The sequence below is a fragment of the Streptomyces angustmyceticus genome (genome assembly GCF_019933235.1).
Taxonomy (GTDB): domain Bacteria; phylum Actinomycetota; class Actinomycetes; order Streptomycetales; family Streptomycetaceae; genus Streptomyces; species Streptomyces angustmyceticus.
The window spans coordinates 4,403,199-4,419,290 of the sequence record NZ_CP082945.1; the positions used below are offsets into that span (position 1 = coordinate 4,403,199).

Genomic DNA, 16,092 nt, shown 5'->3' on the forward strand with positions numbered 1-16,092 from the left:
TCCCGGGGCCGGACCCTTCACGCTGGAGCCATGAGGGGATTCTTAGGCTTCATCGTCATGATCCAGGGCGTCATGGGATTCATCGGGCAGGTCTTCTTCGACCATGCCTGGGGGCTGCTGCCCCACTGGTTCGACCTCCCGTCGGTCGCCTACGCCGGCCTCTTCGCGGCGGGCGCGGCACTGGCCGTGTGGGGCGACCTGGACAAGAAGCGCAAGGACAAGCAGCGGGGGGAGACGGGAGCGGGGGCGCTGTAGCGGGGCGGGCCGTCGTACGGCAACCGGCGGGCGCGTCAGGCGATGTGTTCGTCCATCAGCTCCGCGTTGAGGCGGTCGCTGAACCGGTCCACGTAGCGGTTCACGTCCCGCGGCTGCAGGCGGACGCCGTACTGCGCCTCCAGGTTCGCGGCGAACGCGCCCGGTGTGGGCATGCCTTCGCCCTCTATCGAGTGCCGGAAGACCTGGTACAGGTCCTCTTCGGTGGGGGCCGCGGCCGGTGCCTGCGCGGGCTGCGGTTCCGCCTCCGGGGCGCCCTTGCCGAGCGGCCGCGTCCCGCCCGCGCCGTTGGGCACCGGGACCTGCCGGCCGGACTCCGCCGCGCGCGGCGCGGGTACCGGGGCCTGCGCGCCGGCCGGCACCTGGTGTTCGTCGGGCGCGGCCCCGTGCTCCTGCCCGGGGACGAACGCCGGGTCGTAGTTCCCCCGGTACGTCACCTGCTGCGGGGCCGCGAACCACTGGCTCGGCAGCTCCTCGGCCTCGGTGCCGGCACCGGCCTCGGCTCCGGCTCCTGCGTCGGGGACCGCGGCCCCGGCCGGCTCCTGCGCCGTCGGCTCCAGGGCGGGGGTGGCGGCGGACGGCCGGGGCGCCGGCAGCAGCTGCGGTTCGATGCCCGCGGCGGCCAGGCCCGCGGGAGCGGTCTCCGCCAGCGGCACGCCGTAGCGGGCGAGCCGCAGCGGCATCAGGGACTCCACGGGAGCCTTGCGGCGCCAGGCCCGGCCGAAGCGCGAACGCAGCCGCGCCTGGTACACCAGCCGTTCCTGCTCCAGCTTGATCACCGCGTCGTAGGACCGCAGCTCCCACAGCTTCATCCGCCGCCACAGCAGGAACGTCGGGACGGGCGCCAGCAGCCAGCGCGTGATCCGCACGCCTTCCATGTGCTTGTCCGCCGTGATGTCGGCGATCCGCCCGACGGCGTGCCGGGCGGCCTCGACGGTGACGACGAACAGCACCGGAATGACGGCGTGCATGCCCATGCCCAGCGGATCGGTCGCCGCCGCGGCGTTGAACGCCACCGTCGCGACCGTCAGCAGCCACGCCGTCTGCCGCAGCAGCGGGAAGGGCATCCGGATCCAGGTCAGCAGCAGATCCAGGGCGAGCAGCACACAGATGCCCGCGTCGATGCCGATGGGGAAGAAGTAGGCGAAGGTGCCGAAGCCCTTCTTCAGGGCGAGTTCGCGCACGGCCGCGTAGGAGCCGGCGAAGCCGATGGCGGCGATGGCCACCGCGCCGGTGATCACCACGCCGATGAGTATCCGGTGCGTGCGTGTCAGCTTCAGTGGCGCGGCCACCCGAGGACCCCTCCCAGTCGGTCTGTTGCGAGCGACAGCCTGGCACATGCCCGCGGAAGGACGTGTGCCGGTACGGGCGGAGCCCGGTGAAGGCCCCTGGGAGGTGACCGGCGCCCGGGTCCGGGACCGGGCCCGGGCGCTGTGCGTCCGGTCAGCCGTTGGCCTTGGTGGCGGCGGTGACCGCCTCCTTGGCGGCGGCCTGGGTCTGCTTGAGCAGGTCGGCGCTCTTGGGGGCGTCCGCGCCGGCCAGGCCCGCGCCGTTGTAGTTGACCGTCACGACGATGTTGGCGGTCCGGGCGACGACGGTGGTGTTCTTGAAGTTGGTGCCGTCGCGCTTCACGTCGTAGGTGATCGCGGTCGCCTCGTCGCCGGTGCCGGAGGTTTGGACGGTCGAGACCTTCTTGGCGTCCTTGGTGGCCTTCGCGTCGGCTATCTGCTTGGTGGCGAAGTCCGTGGCGCGCTTGTCTCCGCTGCCGACGCCCGGGTCGGAGTCGTAGCGCTGGTAGCCGACGTCCAGCCAGCGCCACTGGGTGCCGTCGACGCCCTTCTCGTCCGAGCTGGTCCACGAGCAGGTGCCGTGGGAGGCGTTGTCGGTGGACTTGCCGCGGTCCCCGGAGGTGTCCTTCGCCTTGGGCAGCATCTTCTTGACGGTGTCCTTGGAGAACGCCTCGCACGGGTTCGGCAGCGTCTTGAACTTCGCGGGCGCGACGGTCGGCGACGGCTTGGCGCTGCCGGGGGCGGCGGAGGAGGAGGCGTCACCGGAGCTGTCGCTGTCCGAGCCGGAGCAGCCGGCGACGAGCAGCACCGGTACTGCTGCGCAGGTGAGAAGGCTGGCGAGGCGCTTGGCTGAACGGTGCATGGTTCCTTCGCTGTTCGTCGTCGTCTGGTCGGCGGGCACGGCCGGGGGTGATGGCCGTGGAGCCCGCCCCGCCTCGCGTACGGGGCAGGGCTAGACGGCACGGTACGCGGCGTGGCGAGGTGGGTGACCGATTCATGTCGATGAGCACACCGGGGAAATCGGGCGTTTCCCGCAGGTGACCGGCAAAGCGGTCAAGGCGCTGGAAACGGACTATTCGCTGAGGCTGTCGGAGAGCTCGGTGGCCAGCGAACGGGCCTTGTCCTGCAGTTCCTGGCTGTCCGGCAACATCGACTTGTCCGTGGACCACTGGTCGTAGGTGAGCTGCACGATGACGTTCGACGTGCGAAAGACCACAGTGACGTCGCGGTGCACGCCGGAGTCCGCTGTGACCAATTTGTCATTGAGGAAGGCCGCGTCGCCGAGGTCGTCCAGGACGCGCGGGGCGGTGGAGCCGCCGGGGTCCGTGCTCGGGCCGGACGCCTGCGAGGGGCTCCCGGAGGGGGCCTTGCCCACGCCGTCCGAGGAGCTCTTGCCTGTCGTGCTGTCCTTCGCGTCCTTGTCCTTCGAGCCGTTCGCGACGGCTCCTTCGCCCTTGTCCTTGCTCTTGGAGGCGGACGGGGACGGGGCGGCGGGCGTGGGGGAGCCGGCGCCGCCGGACGGTATCTGTGCGGCCAGCGCCTTCTTGTCGTAGATCCCCTGCGCCTTGTCGTCGTCGCTGACGGCGGAGTCGTAGGAGACCACGCGCTGGATGTCCAGGCTCAGGTGGCGGGTGCCCGCGGTCGTCTCGCGGGTCCAGTGGCAGCCGACGCGGCGGTCGGTGTCATAGGTGATGTCGGCCTGGCCGCCGTAGATCTTCTTGGCGTCGGCGCTCGACAGCGATTGGCCGTCGCCGGGCAGCATGCCGCGGATGATGCGGCGCGAGGGCAGCCCGCAGGCTTCCGGGAGGGTCTGGTAGCGGCCCGGCTCGGCCGCCTGGCTCGACGAGGTGGTGCTGCCGTCCTTGGCGTCGGCGGCGCCGCCGTCGGGGCCGGAGTCGTCGCTGCAGCCGGCGAGACCGGCGGCCAGCGCCACGGCCACGACCAGCGCGGCACCGGGTACGAACGGCTTCCGTGGCATCGTTCGCGGCTCCTTCCCCTGCGAAATGCGGTTGCCGCCGGTCGGCGGCCGATGGACACAATGTCTATCGCACGTCTTGCCGCAAACGCCGGTTCGCCGTCCAAGATCGGATAAATTGTCCGGCTTTTGCGTTTTTTACAAATTCGGGGGAATGAGGAACTCATGTCGTACGTCGAGGTGCCCGGCGCGCAGGTGCCGATCCGGATGTGGACGGATCCGGCCACGGTCGAGGGCGTCGCGATGCAGCAGCTGCGCAATGTCGCCACCCTGCCGTGGATCAAGGGCCTGGCCGTGATGCCGGACGTCCACTACGGCAAGGGCGCCACGGTCGGCTCGGTCATCGCCATGCACGGCGCGGTCTGCCCGGCGGCGGTCGGTGTGGACATCGGCTGCGGGATGAGCGCGGTCAAGACCTCGCTCACCGCGGACGACCTGCCCGGCGACCTCTCCCGGCTCCGCTCGAAGATCGAGCAGGCGATTCCGGTGGGGCGCGGGATGCACGACGATCCCGTCGACCCCGGACGGCTGCACGGCTACCCGACCGCGGGATGGGGCGACTTCTGGTCGCGGTTCGACGGGGTGGCCGACGCCGTCAAGTTCCGCCAGGAGCGCGCCACGAAGCAGATGGGTTCGCTGGGCAGCGGCAACCACTTCATCGAGTTCTGCCTCGACGACGCCGGCGCGGTGTGGCTGATGCTGCACTCCGGTTCCCGGAACATCGGCAAGGAGCTGGCCGAGTTCCACATGGGGCAGGCGCAGAAGCTGCCGCACAACCAGGGCCTGGTCGACCGCGACCTCGCCGTCTTCATCGCGGACACCCCGCCGATGGCGGCGTACCGCAACGACCTGTTCTGGGCGCAGGAGTACGCCAAGCACAACCGGGCCGTGATGATGGCGCTCTTCCAGGACGTCGTCCGCAAGGAGTTCAGCAAGGCCAGGCCGACGTTCGAGCCGGTGATCTCCTGCCACCACAACTATGTGGCGGAGGAGCGGTACGACGGCATGGACCTGCTGGTGACCCGTAAGGGCGCGATCCGGGCGGGCAGCGGCGAGTACGGCATCATCCCGGGCTCGATGGGCACCGGCTCGTACATCGTCAGGGGACTGGGCAACGCCGCGTCCTTCAACTCCGCCTCCCACGGCGCCGGCCGGAAGATGAGCCGGAACGCCGCGAAGAAGCGGTTCTCCACGCGGGATCTGGAGGACCAGACGCGGGGTGTGGAGTGTCGTAAGGACTCCGGTGTGGTGGACGAGATCCCCGGCGCCTACAAGCCGATCGAGAAGGTCATCGACCAGCAGCGGGACCTGGTCGAGGTCGTGGCCAAGCTCAAGCAGGTGGTGTGTGTGAAGGGCTGAGCGGGGTTCGGTGGGCCCGGGCCCGGGGCGGTCCCGCGCGGTGTGCGCCGGACCGCCCTTTTGCGCGTGGGCCGGGGTGCGGGGCGCCCGGAGCCGGAGCCGGGCCGCGTGTCCGGGGGGCTCAGGCGGTGCGGTGGACCTTGGAGTTGGAGGCCTGGGCGCGGGGGCGGACCACCAGCAGGTCGACGTTGACGTGGGAGGGGCGGGTGATCGCCCAGGTGATGGTGTCGGCGACGTCCTCCGCGCTCAGCGGCTGGTCGACGCCCTCGTAGACCTTGGCCGCCTTGGCGGCGTCGCCACGGAAGCGGGTGGTGGCGAACTCGTCGGTCTTGACCATGCCCGGGGCGACCTCGATGACGCGCACCGGCTCGCCGCACAGCTCCAGGCGGAGCGTCTCGGCGATGACATGGGCACCGTGCTTGGCGGCGACGTAGCCGCCGCCGCCCTCGTAGGTGCCATGGCCGGCGGTGGAGGAGAGCACGACGACCGTGCCGTCGCCGCTGGCGGTGAGCGCGGGCAGCAGCGCCTGGGTCATGTGGAGCACGCCCAGCACATTGACCTCGTACATGGCGCGCCAGTCGGCGGGGTCGCCGGTGGCGACGGGCTCCGCGCCGTAGGCGCCGCCGGCGTTGTTGACCAGGACGTCGATGGAGGGGTAGCGGCCGAGCGCGGCCGCGAAGGCGTCGACGGCGGCGCGGTCGGTGACGTCGAGCGCGTGGGCCTCGGCGTTCGGCAGCTCGGCGGCGAGCGCCTCGATGCGGTCCTTGCGGCGGGCGGTGAGCACCACGCGGTAGCCGGCCGCGGCCAGTGCGCGCGCGGTGGCGGCGCCGATGCCGCTGCTCGCTCCGGTGACGACGGCGGTACGGGCCTCGGCGGTCATGGCACTCCTCAGGGCGGTGGGGGTCCCCCTGCTCCGCGAGGGCCGGGGGAGGGTGGTCCCCGGCCAGGATATGCAGGCGCGGTCAGCGGCCCCTGGGGGCGTACATGATCACGGCCATTCCGGCCAGGCAGATCAGGGCCCCGGTCACGTCCCAGCGGTCGGGGCGGTAGCCGTCGGCGACCGCGCCCCAGGCCAGCGAGCCGGCGACGAAGACACCGCCGTACGCGGCGAGGATCCGGCCGAAGGCGGCGTCCGGCTGGAGGGTGGCGACCCAGCCGTAGACCCCGAGCGCGATCACTCCGGCGCCGATCCAGACCCAGCCCTTGTGCTCGCGGACGCCCTGCCAGACGAGCCAGGCACCGCCGATCTCGAAGAGGCCGGCGAGGACGAAGAGGGCGGCGGAGCGGGCGAACAGCATGGGGGAAGCCTACGGAAACCGGGTGCCTCCACGCCCCCGGCTGGGGCAGGGCGGCCGGCGGGGAGTGCTGCAGGGGGCCGGGGCGTGGAGGGCGGGGCGGCTGTCAGTGGGGTGTGGCAGGTTCGGGGCATGCTGATCGAACGGGCTTACGTGGACGTTCCGCCGGGGGAGGGGACGGCCGGGAGCGGCTGGCCCTGGACGGTGCCGTGTGTGCGCCAACTGGCAGAGGAGGGGCTGACCTTCCCCGCCCCGGTGACTTTTCTGGTGGGGGAGAACGGGTCGGGCAAATCGACGCTGGCCGAGGCGCTGGCGGAAGGCTTCGGACTGGATTCGTACGGCGGCTCGGCGGGCTACAAGTACGCGAGTTCGCGGGAGGCCTCGCTGCTCGGCGGTCTGATGCGGTTCGATCCGACGCGGGAGGGCCGGCAGATGGTGCGCGGCCCGCGGGTCCGCCGGCGGGGGTTCTTCCTGCGGGCCGAGACGGCGCTGGAGGCGTTGAGCGGGGAGCGGAGGTCGAACCGGCTGTCCCGGTCCCCGGAGGAGCTGAGCCATGGGGAGGGCTTTCTGCTGGCCTTCCGGGAGCGGTTCCTGCAGCGGGGCCTGTATGTGCTGGACGAGCCGGAGGCGGCACTGTCCTTCTCCTCCTGTCTGGAACTGGTCGGGTTGATGGACGAGTTGGGGCGCAGTGGGGCACAGATCGTCTGCGCCACCCACTCGCCGCTGCTGACGGCGCTGCCCGGTGCGGCGATCGTGGAGGTCGGCGAGCACGGGATGCGGCGCGTGGAGTGGGCGGAGCTGGGGCTCGTCGACCACTGGCGGCGCTATCTCAACGACCCCCGGAAGTATCTGCGGCACGTGCTGGAGGGGTGAGGGCGGCGGGCCGGGCGGCGTCTGTGGAGCCGTCGTCCTCGGGCGCGGCGCCGGTCCACTGCTGGAGGGCGCACCGCAGCGCCGTGGCGCGCTCGGCCGGGGCCGTGGCATCGGTGGCCCAGGCGATATAGCCGTCGGGGCGGACGAGGAGTGCCGTGCGGCGGTCGCTGCGCCAGGACGCGGTCACCACACGGTCGGCGGCGGGCCGCAGTCCGCCGGGCTCGTCGGCGGGAGTGATCAGGACGAATCTGCCCTGGCGGAGGAGTGCGTAGAGGCGGCTGCCGTCGGCGAGGCGGATGTCGGGGGCGCGCCGGCCGGCGAGGGGGTGGGTGCCGGGCCCGGCCGCGTAGGCGATGCCGATGCCGGAGACGGTGCGCATCGCGCGGCGGGCCAGCGGCCCCAGGTGGTTGAAGAGCCGGGCGCCGAGCGTGCGGACGGCGCGCCAGGGGCCGGTGCGCAGGATGGCGACCCGGATGAGCGCGCCGCTGCTGCGCAGCACCTGCTTGCCCACCGGGTGGCGCTCGGCCTGATAGCTGTCCAGCAGGCTGTCGGGGGAGTGGCCCCGGAGCACCGCGGCGAGTTTCCAGCTGAGGTTGGCGGCGTCCTGGAGGCCGGTGTTCATGCCCTGCCCGCCGGCGGGGGAGTGCACATGCGCGGCGTCGCCGGCGAGGAAGACGCGGCCCACGCGGTATTCGGGGGCCTGGCGCTCGTCGCTGTGGAAGCGGGAGACCCAGCGGGCGTCGTACATGCCGTAGTCCCTGCCGAGGGCGAGCCGGGCGCACTCGCGGACCTCGTCGAGGCCGGCGGGCGCGGCGTCGTCGGCCTGGCGGTGGCGGTTCCAGCCGATGACGCGGTACCAGCCGTTGCCGAACGAGCCGATCAGGGCGAAGGCGTCGTCGTTGGCGTCGACGGTGAAGGGGGACTCGGGCTCCTGGGCCAGCCGGACGTCGGCGAGCATCAGCGAGCGGATCACGGACTTGCCGGGGAACGGCAGGCCGACGGCCTCGCGGATGGTGCTGTGGACGCCGTCGGTGCCGACGGCGTACGCGGCACGGAGGCTGCCGAGGCCCTCGCCGGTACGGAAACGCACCGTCACGCCGTCGGCGTCCTGGTCCAGGCCGAGCACCTCGGCCTCGTAGCGGAAGGCGACCCCGGCCCGGCGGGCCCGCCGCTCCAGCAGCCGCTCGACCTCGAACTGCGGGGTGATCAGCACGAACGGGAAGCGGGAGCGGAGCCGGGTCGCGTCGAAGGCGGCGTCCCCGAAGAGGCGGAGGGCGGCGAGCCGATGGCCGCCGGCGACCAGCTCGTCGGCGAGACCGCGGGCGTCCAGTTGCTCCAGGGTGCGGGCGTGGACGGCCAGGGCGCGGGTGAGGTTGCTGATCGTGGCGGGACGGCGCTCCAGGAGCGTGACGCCGAGTCCCGCCTCGGCGAGGTCCCCGGCGAGCAGCAGGCCGGTGGGGCCGGCGCCGACGACGATGACGTCCGTATCGCGGGCCGCGGGCACCTTGCCCTTCTCGGGGCCGTCGTGACCGGTCCGGTGCTTCATGTCATCCATGCTGTCCGCCTCCTGCGCCTGTTCGTGCCGTGCCGTGCCGTGCCTTGCCTCTGCCTTGCCTCTGCTTGTCTCTGAGCCTGCGCCCGGGCCCGCGTCGGTGTGCGTGCCAACGCATGTGGGTCAACGCTTGTTGGCAAGCGTAAGGCGCTCGGCTCTGGCGTGTCAACGGCTGTTGGCCTACAGTTGTTGGCATGGTCGAACATGCTCCCTCCGCCGCCGGTACCGATGCCGATATCGACGCCGATCCCGGTACCGCTATCGATGCCGCGGCCGCCGGTCCGGCGGATCCCGCCCGCCCCCGTCGCTCGGCCGCGACCCGCGCCGCGATCCTGGCCGCGGCCCGGGACCGCTTCGCCGCGGACGGCTACGAGCGCGCCACCATCCGCGCCATCGCCAGGGACGCGGAGATCGACCCGTCGATGGTGATGCGCTACTACGGCAACAAGGCCGGTCTCTTCGCGGCCGCCTCCGAGATCGAGGTGCACGCCCCGGACCTCTCCCACGTCCCGCGCGAGGAGGCCGGCGCCCGGCTCGTACGTCACTTCCTGGAGCGCTGGGAGTGCGACGAGACGCTGACCGGCATGATGCGCGTCGGCGTCACCAACGAGGCGGGCGCGCAGCGGATGCGCGGCGTGTTCGCGGAGCAGATCAAGCCGGTGCTGGCGGCGGTCTGCCCGGTGCCCGAGGAGGCGCCGACCCGGGCCGCGCTGATCGCCTCCCAGATACTCGGCATGGCGCTGTGCCGCTATGTGCTGCACATCCCGCCGGCCGTGGACCTCGGCCACGACGAACTCGTCGCCTGGCTGGCCCCCACCGTCCAGCGGTATCTGACGGCGGAACAGCCCTGACGGCGGAACGGCCCTGACGGTGGAACAGTCCGGGAGGCGGAGCGGCTCGGAGGATCGGAGCGGTCCTGAGGGCTGCGGGCCCCGGCGCGCGGGTCAGCGTACGTAGGCGGTCGGCGGCACCCCGACCGTGGCGGTGACCGCGCGGATCAGATGGGCCTGATCGCTGTAGCCCAGCTCGGCGGCGAGCGCGGCCCAGTCGACGTCCGCGTCGGCCGCGGCACGCTCCAGGGCCTCGTGCACCGGTAGCGCAGCAGCATCCACTTGGGGCTGACCCCGACGTACCCGGCGAACAGCCGCTGCAGGGCCCGTACGGACAGGCCCTCGGCCGCCGCGAAGTCCGCGACCCGGCGGATCGTGCGGTCCGTGCGGATCCGGTCGGCCAGCGCCATGGCGAGGCCGGCCTGGGCGAGGGTGTGGGGCCCGGCCCGCAGGCGGGGGACCAGGAAGGCGTCGAGCGCGGCCACCCGGGCGTCCTCGTCCTCGGGCTCCAGCACGGCGGCCGCGGCATCCGGCGGCTCCGATGCGGCGGCAACGGCATCCGTCTCCACTGCCGGGGCAGCGGCCTCCGGCTCCGCTCCCGGGACAGCGGCCTCCGGCCCCGGTACCGCGCCCGCCGTCTCACCGGTCCCGAACACCGTCGCCAGCGGCAGTCTGCGGTCGGTCCAGTCCGTGGCGGGCCGCTCCGGGGTGAACGGCCGGAACCCGCCCGGCCGGAACTGCACCCCGCACACCCGCCCGCGCCCCGTCAGCTTCTGGGCGAACAGCTGCCGCCCGGCGCCCGTGACCTCGCCGAAGCCGGGGCGGTCGGCGTACCGCTGGAAGACGAGGTTCACGCAGGGGTGCGGGACGACATGCGTGGCGTACGGCTCGGAGAGGTCCCAGTCGATCAGCCAGTAGTGCTCGACATAGGGGCGCAGCGGTACGGCGGGGGTGCGGCGGCGGAACTGCACCCGCGCGAAGAGTCCGGAGGCGTCGACGATGCCCCGGGTGTCGCGCCGTGGAGCGGCCATGCCGAAATTTTAGGGGCGCGGGGCGGGCGGGGCCTGTCGCGTTTTTTCAAGCCACCCCCGGCACCGGCCCGTAGCGTCATCGCCATGACCGACAAGCACGACATTACGCATGAAAACCTCCCGAATGGACCCGCCGGCGCGACCGGACCGGACGCTGCTGCCGCGACCGGGCCGGACACTGCCGCCGCCCCCGACCCCGCCGGTCCGGCCCGTGTGCCCCCGCCGATCAGCGCGCTGCTCGACTCGGCGGCCGCCGCGGCGCTCCCCGTGCTGCGCGGGGTGCGCGACGACCAGCTGGGGCTGCCGACGCCGTGCGCCGAGTACGACGTACGGGCGCTGCTCAACCACCTCTTCCAAGTGGTCGTCGCCTTCCAGGAGCTGGCCGCCAAGAAGGACGTCGACTTCGGCACCACCCCCGACCGGCTCGGGGCGTACGGGCCGCGGTGGCCGGACCGGTTCGCCGAGGAGACCGCGCGGCTGGTCGCGGCGTGGGCGGCGCCGGGCGCGGAGGAGGGCCTGACCGGCAGGATGAGGCTGCCGGCCCGGACCGTCGGCGCGATGGTGCTGCTGGATCTGACGGTGCACGCCTGGGACCTGGCGCGGGCGACCGGCCTGCCGTACGCGCCGGCCCCCGGCTGTGTGGCCGAGCTGCGGGCGCTGGTCGCCCAGATGGCCCCGACCGCCCGGAGGATGAACGTCTTCGCCGACCCGCTGCCCCTCCCGCCCGGCGCCTCGGGCCTCGACGCCCTGCTGGCGGAGACCGGCCGCGACCCGCACTGGACGGGCGCCTGACGGGCCGTCGGCCGCCCGCTCCGACAGATGGCCTGATGCCGCCCGCGCCACGCCGCCATCGCCCCTAGGCTCGGTCACGGCCACGGCCACGGCCGCGATCACGGCCGCGATCGCCACGGCGCACGGGACCGGCTACGGCGCACGAGACCGGCCCGGCCCCGGCCCCGGCACCACCCAGGACCGGCACACGGCACACAGCGGGAAGACGGCACACGGCACACGACGGGAAGGCGGCCCGCGGATGGACGAGCATCGGATGCCCCGCGACCGAGGGCTGCCCCGCGACCGGCTCCCCGAGGCCCTGATCGACTTCTACGGGCTGGCGCCGCTGCCGCGTGAGGGCGGGCGGTTCCGGCGTACCTGGGCGGGCCCGACGCGCCCCGACGGGCGGCCCGAGGGCTCGGCGATCGTGATGCTGCTGACCGCCGAACCGGGCGACTTCTCCGCCCTGCACCGGCTGCCCACCGACGAGATCTGGCACTACTACCGCGGCGACCCGCTCACCTTGCTCCTCCTCTCCGAAGAGGCCGACGCCCCGGACGCGGGTCCCCCAGCCATCGACACCCCACACGCCGGCCCCCCGACCCCCGGCGCCCCCGGGACCACAGCCACCCCCGCCGTCACCCCGGCCCCCGCAACGCCCTCACCCCCCACCCGCACCGTCCTCCTCGGCCCCGACATCCTCGCCGGCCAGCACGTCCAGTTCACGGTGCCGGCCGGCACCTGGATGGCCGCCGAGGTCGCCGACGGCGGCTCCTGGACGCTGTTCGGCTGCACGATGGCGCCCGGTTTCACCTTCGAGGACTACGAGCACGGGGACGCCGCCGAGCTGGCCGCGCGCTTTCCCCAGGAGGCGGCGCGGATCGCCGTGCTGAGCCGCCCATGACCGACAACGGGCCCGGCCCCGCCCGCCGCTCCGCGCTGCCCGACCTCGGCGGGCAGGTCGCCCTCGTCACCGGCGCCGCCGGCGGCCTCGGCCGGGGCATCGCCCTGCGGTTCGCCGCCGCGGGGGCCGCCGTCGTGGCGCACTACCGCACGGGCGCCGGGGCGGCGCGGGCGCTGGTCGAGCGGATCGAGGCGGAGGGCGGGAGCGCGCTGGCGCTGGCCGCGGATCTGGCCGTCGAGGAGGAGTGCCACCGCCTGGTGGCCGAGGCGGCCGGCTGGCGCGGGCGGCTGACCGCGCTGGTGAACAACGCGGGGGTGCAGCCGACGCAGGAGCTGGCGGGGATGTCGCTCGCCGACTGGCGGGCGGTGGCGGACGTGAACGTGCACAGCGTCTTCGCCTGCACCCAGGCCGCGGCGGCCGTGATGCGGGCGGGCTCGGGGGGTTCGGTGACGCATATCGCCTCGATCGAGGCGGACCGGCCCGCGCCGCGGCACGCCCACTACTGCGCGTCGAAGGCGGCGGTGGTGATGCACGCGCGCGCGGCGGCGCTGGAGTACGGCGCGGACGGCATCCGCGTCAACAGCGTCTCGCCGGGCCTGATCGACCGTCCCGGCCTGGCCGGGGACTGGCCGGAGGGGGTGCGCCGCTGGCAAGCCGCGGCGCCCGCGGGGCGGTTGGGCAGGCCAGAGGACGTGGGCGATGCCTGTGTCTTCCTCGCCTCGCCGATGGCGTCCTGGATCACCGGGCACGAGCTGGTGGTGGACGGCGGGGTCTCGGCCCGGCCGACGTGGTGACCCGAGGGGTCCGTCGCGCCGGGGCGCGGCCGCCCACCGCGCCCCGGGGCTCCGCTGAACCGTTACGGCCAGACCAGGCAGTACGCCTGGTGCCCCGCCTCGTGCAGCCGGTGGCTGAAGTCCTGCCACTCGTGCAGCAGCTGGTAGACGGTGAAGGCGTCGCGCGGACCGCCGCGGTCGGGGACCGTGGACCAGATGAAGGCGGCCGCGCCGACCGACTCCTCACCGACCCCGCGCAGCGGGTCGACCACCGTCATGGGGAGCTTGACGACGGCGTAGTCGGGGTGGAGCACGACGAGTTCGAGCGGCGGAACCTTGTGGAGCGGTATGCCCTCTATACCGGTGAGGACCATGGCGGCCATCGTCTCCGGCTTGATCTTGCTGAACATGCCGCCCATGCCGAGCTCGTCACCGCCGAGCTCCTCGGGACGCATGGAGACCGGGACCCGGGCCGCGGTCGCGCCGTTCGGCGCGCCGAAGTACCTGTACGTCACCCCCATGCGGCCGCCTCTGATTTCCCCGCCTGTGCTCTCGTGGCCCGTGGTTTCCTCGCGCGTGGTCCGGTCACCCGTGGTTTCCTCGCGCCGGTGACGGCCGCGCTGGGCGCGCTCGGGACCCCGGTCATTGGTTCCCTCGCCCAGTTCGCCACCGCGATGCATATCTCCACCCGACCACTCGCAGCCCCAGCCGCGCAACCCGATCATCGTCTCAGAGACCTCCCCCGTCACCGGCGCGTGAAACGCCCGGCCGCACGCCCCCGTGCGCCTCTGAGACCATTGCTTGCGTGACTTACTCGTACGTCGGCCCAGTTTCGCAGACGAGTGGGGGCTGACGCCCGGTCGAGAGCGAGAGGAATCAAAAAAGGAGCGAGAGTGAACCGTGCGGCGCCCGCGGGCGTATCGCGCGGGAGATTCCCGCACCCGTCGTCAGCCGGGCCGCGTCCCCGCGCCGCCCGCCCGCCGTTTATGCAGGTCAGGATCCCAGTGTCTTTTCCCTATGAAGCCCCTGTTTCGCAGTCGCTGTTCGACCGTGCGTCCGCCGTGACGCCGGGCGGCGTCAATTCTCCGGTGCGGGCCTTCCGGGCCGTGGGCGGTACGCCCCGGTTCATGGTGTCCGGCACCGGTCCGTACCTCACCGACGCCGACGGCCGCGAGTACGTCGACCTCGTGTGCTCCTGGGGGCCGATGATCCTCGGGCACGCGCACCCCGAGGTGATCGCCGCCGTCCAGGAGGCGGTCGCCCGCGGCACGTCCTTCGGCACGCCGGGCGCGGGCGAGGTCGAGCTGGCCGAGGAGATCGTGGCCCGGATCGAGCCGGTCGAGCAGGTGCGGCTGGTCTCCAGCGGTACCGAGGCGACGATGTCGGCGATCCGGCTGGCGCGCGGGTTCACCGGCCGGCCGAAGGTGATCAAGTTCGCGGGCTGCTACCACGGGCACGTGGACGCGCTGCTGGCCGCGGCCGGTTCGGGCGTGGCGACCCTCGGGCTGCCCGACACGCCGGGCGTGACGGGCGCGCAGGCCGGCGACACGATCGTGCTGCCGTACAACGACCTGGAGGCGGTGCGGGCCGCGTTCGCCGCGCACCCGGGCGAGATCGCCTGTGTGATCACGGAGGCGGCGCCGGGCAACATGGGTGTGGTGCCGCCGCTGCCGGGCTTCAACCAGGGCCTGAAGGACCTGTGCGCCGGCGACGGGGCGCTCTACATCTCCGACGAGGTGATGACCGGCTTCCGCGTCAGCAAGGCCGGTTGGTACGGCATTGACGGGGTTCGTCCGGATCTGATGACGTTCGGCAAGGTCATGGGCGGCGGCTTCCCGGCCGCGGCCTTCGGCGGCCGCGCGGACGTCATGGCGCACCTCGCCCCGGCCGGCCCGGTCTACCAGGCGGGCACCCTGTCCGGGAACCCGATCGCCACCGCCGCGGGCGTCACGCAGCTGCGGCTGCTGGACGACGCCGCGTACGAGAAGGTCGACGCGGTCTCCGCTCAGGTGCGGGGCCTGGTCACCGACGCGCTGGCGAAGGAGGGCGTGGCGCACCGGGTCCAGGCCGCGGGGAACATGTTCACGGTCTTCTTCACGGACGCCGAGGTCACCGACTACGACGCCGCCAAGGCGCAGGAGTCCTTCCGCTTCACCGCCTTCTTCCACTCGATGCTGTCGCAGGGCGTCTACCTCCCGCCGTCCGCCTTCGAGTCGTGGTTCCTGTCCACCGCGCACGACGCGGCGGCCGTCGAGCGCATCGCCGCCGCCCTGCCGGCCGCCGCGCGTGCCGCCGCCGCGGCGACGGCCTGAGGACCGGCGCACGGACCGGCGACCGCTTGCCGACGACTGAATGAATGGGTGACATGAGCAGCGAAGACATCACCGTGGTGCATCTGATGCGGCACGGCGAGGTGCACAACCCCGACGGCGTCCTCTACGGCCGCCGGCCCGGCTACCACCTCTCCGACCTGGGGCGGAAGATGGCCGACCGGGTGGCGGAGCACCTCACGGGGCGGGACATCACGCATGTCGTCGCCTCGCCCCTGGAGCGTGCGCAGGAGACCGCGACGCCGATCGCCGGTGCGCACGGCCTGGAGCTGGCCACCGACGAGCGCCTGATCGAGGCGGGCAACGTCTTCGAGGGGAAGACCTTCGGGGTCGGTGACGGCGCGCTGAAGAAGCCGGGGAACTGGAAGTACCTGACGAATCCGTTCCGGCCCTCCTGGGGCGAGCCGTACCTCGAACAGGTCGTCCGGATGATGGCGGCGCTCGGCGCGGCGCGGGACGCGGCGCGCGGGCACGAGGCGGTGGCGGTCAGCCACCAGCTGCCGATCTGGATCGTGCGCAGCTTCGCGGAGCGCCGACGGCTGTGGCACGACCCGCGGAAGCGGCAGTGCACGCTGGCCTCGCTGACGTCCTTCACCTTCCACGGCGACAAGATCGTTTCGGTGGGGTACAGCGAGCCCGCGCGCGACCTGGTTCCCTCCCATCTTCTGGCGGGCGCCAAACCCGTCAAGGGAAAGGCCAAGGCTTTCGGGGCCTGACGGCGTGTCACGTGGCGGAACGTCAGTTCCGCCCCCGACGGCACCGTCGGACGGGCCGGCCGCTACCCCCGATGCTCGACATGCCCTCGTCTCCAATGTCCGTTTATATGGATATTGA

Annotated in this window: 16 protein-coding genes and 1 pseudogene; 9 read left to right on the forward strand and 8 right to left on the reverse strand. The window is 72.9% G+C overall.

Going from position 1 to position 16,092, the window contains the following annotated elements; genetic code table 11:
* The first annotated feature begins 30 nt into the window (after positions 1-30).
* A complete protein-coding gene (locus K7396_RS19725) occupies positions 31-255 on the forward strand; it encodes a hypothetical protein (protein WP_086720214.1) in 225 nt (74 codons plus the stop codon).
* Positions 256-290: 35 nt separating this feature from the next.
* Here the strand turns inward: K7396_RS19725 and K7396_RS19730 are convergent, their stop codons facing one another.
* The 3 genes from K7396_RS19730 to K7396_RS19740 all read right to left on the reverse strand — a co-directional run bounded on the left by K7396_RS19730 (position 291) and on the right by K7396_RS19740 (position 3,540).
* Complete coding sequence (locus K7396_RS19730; RefSeq protein WP_086720213.1) at positions 291-1,565, reverse strand: DUF2637 domain-containing protein; 1,275 nt, start codon at positions 1,563-1,565, stop codon at positions 291-293.
* Between the two features lie 151 nt (positions 1,566-1,716).
* Positions 1,717-2,424, reverse strand: coding sequence for a DUF3558 domain-containing protein (locus K7396_RS19735; protein WP_086720212.1), 708 nt, complete (start codon positions 2,422-2,424; stop codon positions 1,717-1,719).
* A gap of 210 nt (positions 2,425-2,634) precedes the next feature.
* Entirely contained in the window at positions 2,635-3,540 is a 906-nt protein-coding gene (locus K7396_RS19740; RefSeq protein ID WP_086720211.1) for a hypothetical protein, read from the reverse strand.
* 162 nt (positions 3,541-3,702) lie between these two features.
* On the opposite strand from K7396_RS19740, the gene K7396_RS19745 reads away from it, so the two are divergent.
* Positions 3,703-4,896, forward strand: a complete 1,194-nt coding sequence (locus K7396_RS19745; protein WP_086720210.1) for an RtcB family protein — start codon at positions 3,703-3,705, stop codon at positions 4,894-4,896.
* 121 nt (positions 4,897-5,017) lie between these two features.
* Here the strand turns inward: K7396_RS19745 and K7396_RS19750 are convergent, their stop codons facing one another.
* Together K7396_RS19750 and K7396_RS19755 are read right to left on the reverse strand one after the other, a co-directional pair.
* Positions 5,018-5,776, reverse strand: coding sequence for an SDR family oxidoreductase (locus K7396_RS19750; RefSeq protein WP_152105012.1), 759 nt, complete (start codon positions 5,774-5,776; stop codon positions 5,018-5,020).
* Positions 5,777-5,858: 82 nt separating this feature from the next.
* Complete coding sequence (locus K7396_RS19755; RefSeq protein WP_152105011.1) at positions 5,859-6,194, reverse strand: YnfA family protein; 336 nt, start codon at positions 6,192-6,194, stop codon at positions 5,859-5,861.
* A gap of 129 nt (positions 6,195-6,323) precedes the next feature.
* Here K7396_RS19755 and K7396_RS19760 point away from each other — a divergent pair, with 129 nt between their 5' ends.
* A complete protein-coding gene (locus tag K7396_RS19760; protein ID WP_152105010.1) occupies positions 6,324-7,064 on the forward strand; it encodes an AAA family ATPase in 741 nt (246 codons plus the stop codon).
* On the opposite strand, the gene K7396_RS19765 is transcribed toward K7396_RS19760, so the two are convergent.
* Positions 7,021-8,610 (reverse strand): FAD-dependent monooxygenase, encoded by a 1,590-nt coding sequence (locus K7396_RS19765; protein ID WP_086721186.1) that lies wholly within the window; start codon positions 8,608-8,610, stop codon positions 7,021-7,023. The two genes, K7396_RS19760 and K7396_RS19765, sit on opposite strands and share 44 nt — an antisense overlap.
* A gap of 200 nt (positions 8,611-8,810) precedes the next feature.
* Between K7396_RS19765 and K7396_RS19770 the strand changes: the two genes are divergently transcribed.
* On the forward strand, positions 8,811-9,467 hold the full coding sequence (locus tag K7396_RS19770; RefSeq protein ID WP_223660117.1) for a TetR/AcrR family transcriptional regulator: 657 nt from the start codon (positions 8,811-8,813) through the stop codon (positions 9,465-9,467).
* 93 nt (positions 9,468-9,560) lie between these two features.
* Here the strand turns inward: K7396_RS19770 and K7396_RS19775 are convergent.
* A pseudogene (locus K7396_RS19775) lies at positions 9,561-10,477 on the reverse strand (AraC family transcriptional regulator).
* Positions 10,478-10,690: 213 nt separating this feature from the next.
* Between K7396_RS19775 and K7396_RS19780 the strand changes: the two are divergent.
* From K7396_RS19780 to K7396_RS19790, 3 genes are all read left to right on the forward strand, one after another.
* The gene (locus K7396_RS19780; RefSeq protein WP_223660404.1) at positions 10,691-11,269 is read left to right on the forward strand and encodes a TIGR03086 family metal-binding protein; all 579 of its coding nucleotides are present in this window, start codon (positions 10,691-10,693) and stop codon (positions 11,267-11,269) included.
* A 241-nt stretch (positions 11,270-11,510) separates the two neighbouring features.
* Positions 11,511-12,155 (forward strand): cupin domain-containing protein, encoded by a 645-nt coding sequence (locus tag K7396_RS19785; RefSeq protein WP_223660118.1) that lies wholly within the window; start codon positions 11,511-11,513, stop codon positions 12,153-12,155.
* Positions 12,152-12,949: an SDR family NAD(P)-dependent oxidoreductase gene (locus K7396_RS19790; RefSeq protein WP_086715790.1), complete on the forward strand. Its 798-nt coding sequence runs from the start codon at positions 12,152-12,154 to the stop codon at positions 12,947-12,949. The genes K7396_RS19785 and K7396_RS19790 overlap by 4 nt, the downstream gene beginning before the upstream one ends.
* Before the next feature lie 62 nt (positions 12,950-13,011).
* On the opposite strand, the gene K7396_RS19795 is transcribed toward K7396_RS19790, so the two are convergent.
* Positions 13,012-13,608, reverse strand: coding sequence for a hypothetical protein (locus tag K7396_RS19795; protein WP_086715792.1), 597 nt, complete (start codon positions 13,606-13,608; stop codon positions 13,012-13,014).
* Between the two features lie 324 nt (positions 13,609-13,932).
* On the opposite strand from K7396_RS19795, the gene hemL reads away from it, so the two are divergent.
* Positions 13,933-15,240, forward strand: coding sequence for a glutamate-1-semialdehyde 2,1-aminomutase (hemL, locus tag K7396_RS19800; protein ID WP_086715794.1), 1,308 nt, complete (start codon positions 13,933-13,935; stop codon positions 15,238-15,240).
* A 53-nt stretch (positions 15,241-15,293) separates the two neighbouring features.
* Positions 15,294-15,974, forward strand: coding sequence for a histidine phosphatase family protein (locus K7396_RS19805; RefSeq protein ID WP_086715796.1), 681 nt, complete (start codon positions 15,294-15,296; stop codon positions 15,972-15,974).
* Positions 15,975-16,092: the final 118 nt, after the last annotated feature.

What these genes read in the sequence shown, in the direction of transcription:
- K7396_RS19725 (WP_086720214.1), top strand. Translation starts at nt 31, where the DNA reads ATGAGGGGATTCTTAGGCTTCATCGTCATGATCCAGGGCGTCATGGGA.
- K7396_RS19735 (WP_086720212.1), bottom strand. Translation starts at nt 2,424, where the DNA reads ATGCACCGTTCAGCCAAGCGCCTCGCCAGCCTTCTCACCTGCGCAGCA.
- K7396_RS19740 (WP_086720211.1), bottom strand. Translation starts at nt 3,540, where the DNA reads ATGCCACGGAAGCCGTTCGTACCCGGTGCCGCGCTGGTCGTGGCCGTG.
- K7396_RS19745 (WP_086720210.1), top strand. Translation starts at nt 3,703, where the DNA reads ATGTCGTACGTCGAGGTGCCCGGCGCGCAGGTGCCGATCCGGATGTGG.
- K7396_RS19750 (WP_152105012.1), bottom strand. Translation starts at nt 5,776, where the DNA reads ATGACCGCCGAGGCCCGTACCGCCGTCGTCACCGGAGCGAGCAGCGGC.
- K7396_RS19755 (WP_152105011.1), bottom strand. Translation starts at nt 6,194, where the DNA reads ATGCTGTTCGCCCGCTCCGCCGCCCTCTTCGTCCTCGCCGGCCTCTTC.
- K7396_RS19760 (WP_152105010.1), top strand. Translation starts at nt 6,324, where the DNA reads ATGCTGATCGAACGGGCTTACGTGGACGTTCCGCCGGGGGAGGGGACG.
- K7396_RS19765 (WP_086721186.1), bottom strand. Translation starts at nt 8,610, where the DNA reads ATGAAGCACCGGACCGGTCACGACGGCCCCGAGAAGGGCAAGGTGCCC.
- K7396_RS19770 (WP_223660117.1), top strand. Translation starts at nt 8,811, where the DNA reads ATGGTCGAACATGCTCCCTCCGCCGCCGGTACCGATGCCGATATCGAC.
- K7396_RS19785 (WP_223660118.1), top strand. Translation starts at nt 11,511, where the DNA reads ATGGACGAGCATCGGATGCCCCGCGACCGAGGGCTGCCCCGCGACCGG.
- K7396_RS19790 (WP_086715790.1), top strand. Translation starts at nt 12,152, where the DNA reads ATGACCGACAACGGGCCCGGCCCCGCCCGCCGCTCCGCGCTGCCCGAC.
- K7396_RS19795 (WP_086715792.1), bottom strand. Translation starts at nt 13,608, where the DNA reads ATGCATCGCGGTGGCGAACTGGGCGAGGGAACCAATGACCGGGGTCCC.
- K7396_RS19805 (WP_086715796.1), top strand. Translation starts at nt 15,294, where the DNA reads ATGAGCAGCGAAGACATCACCGTGGTGCATCTGATGCGGCACGGCGAG.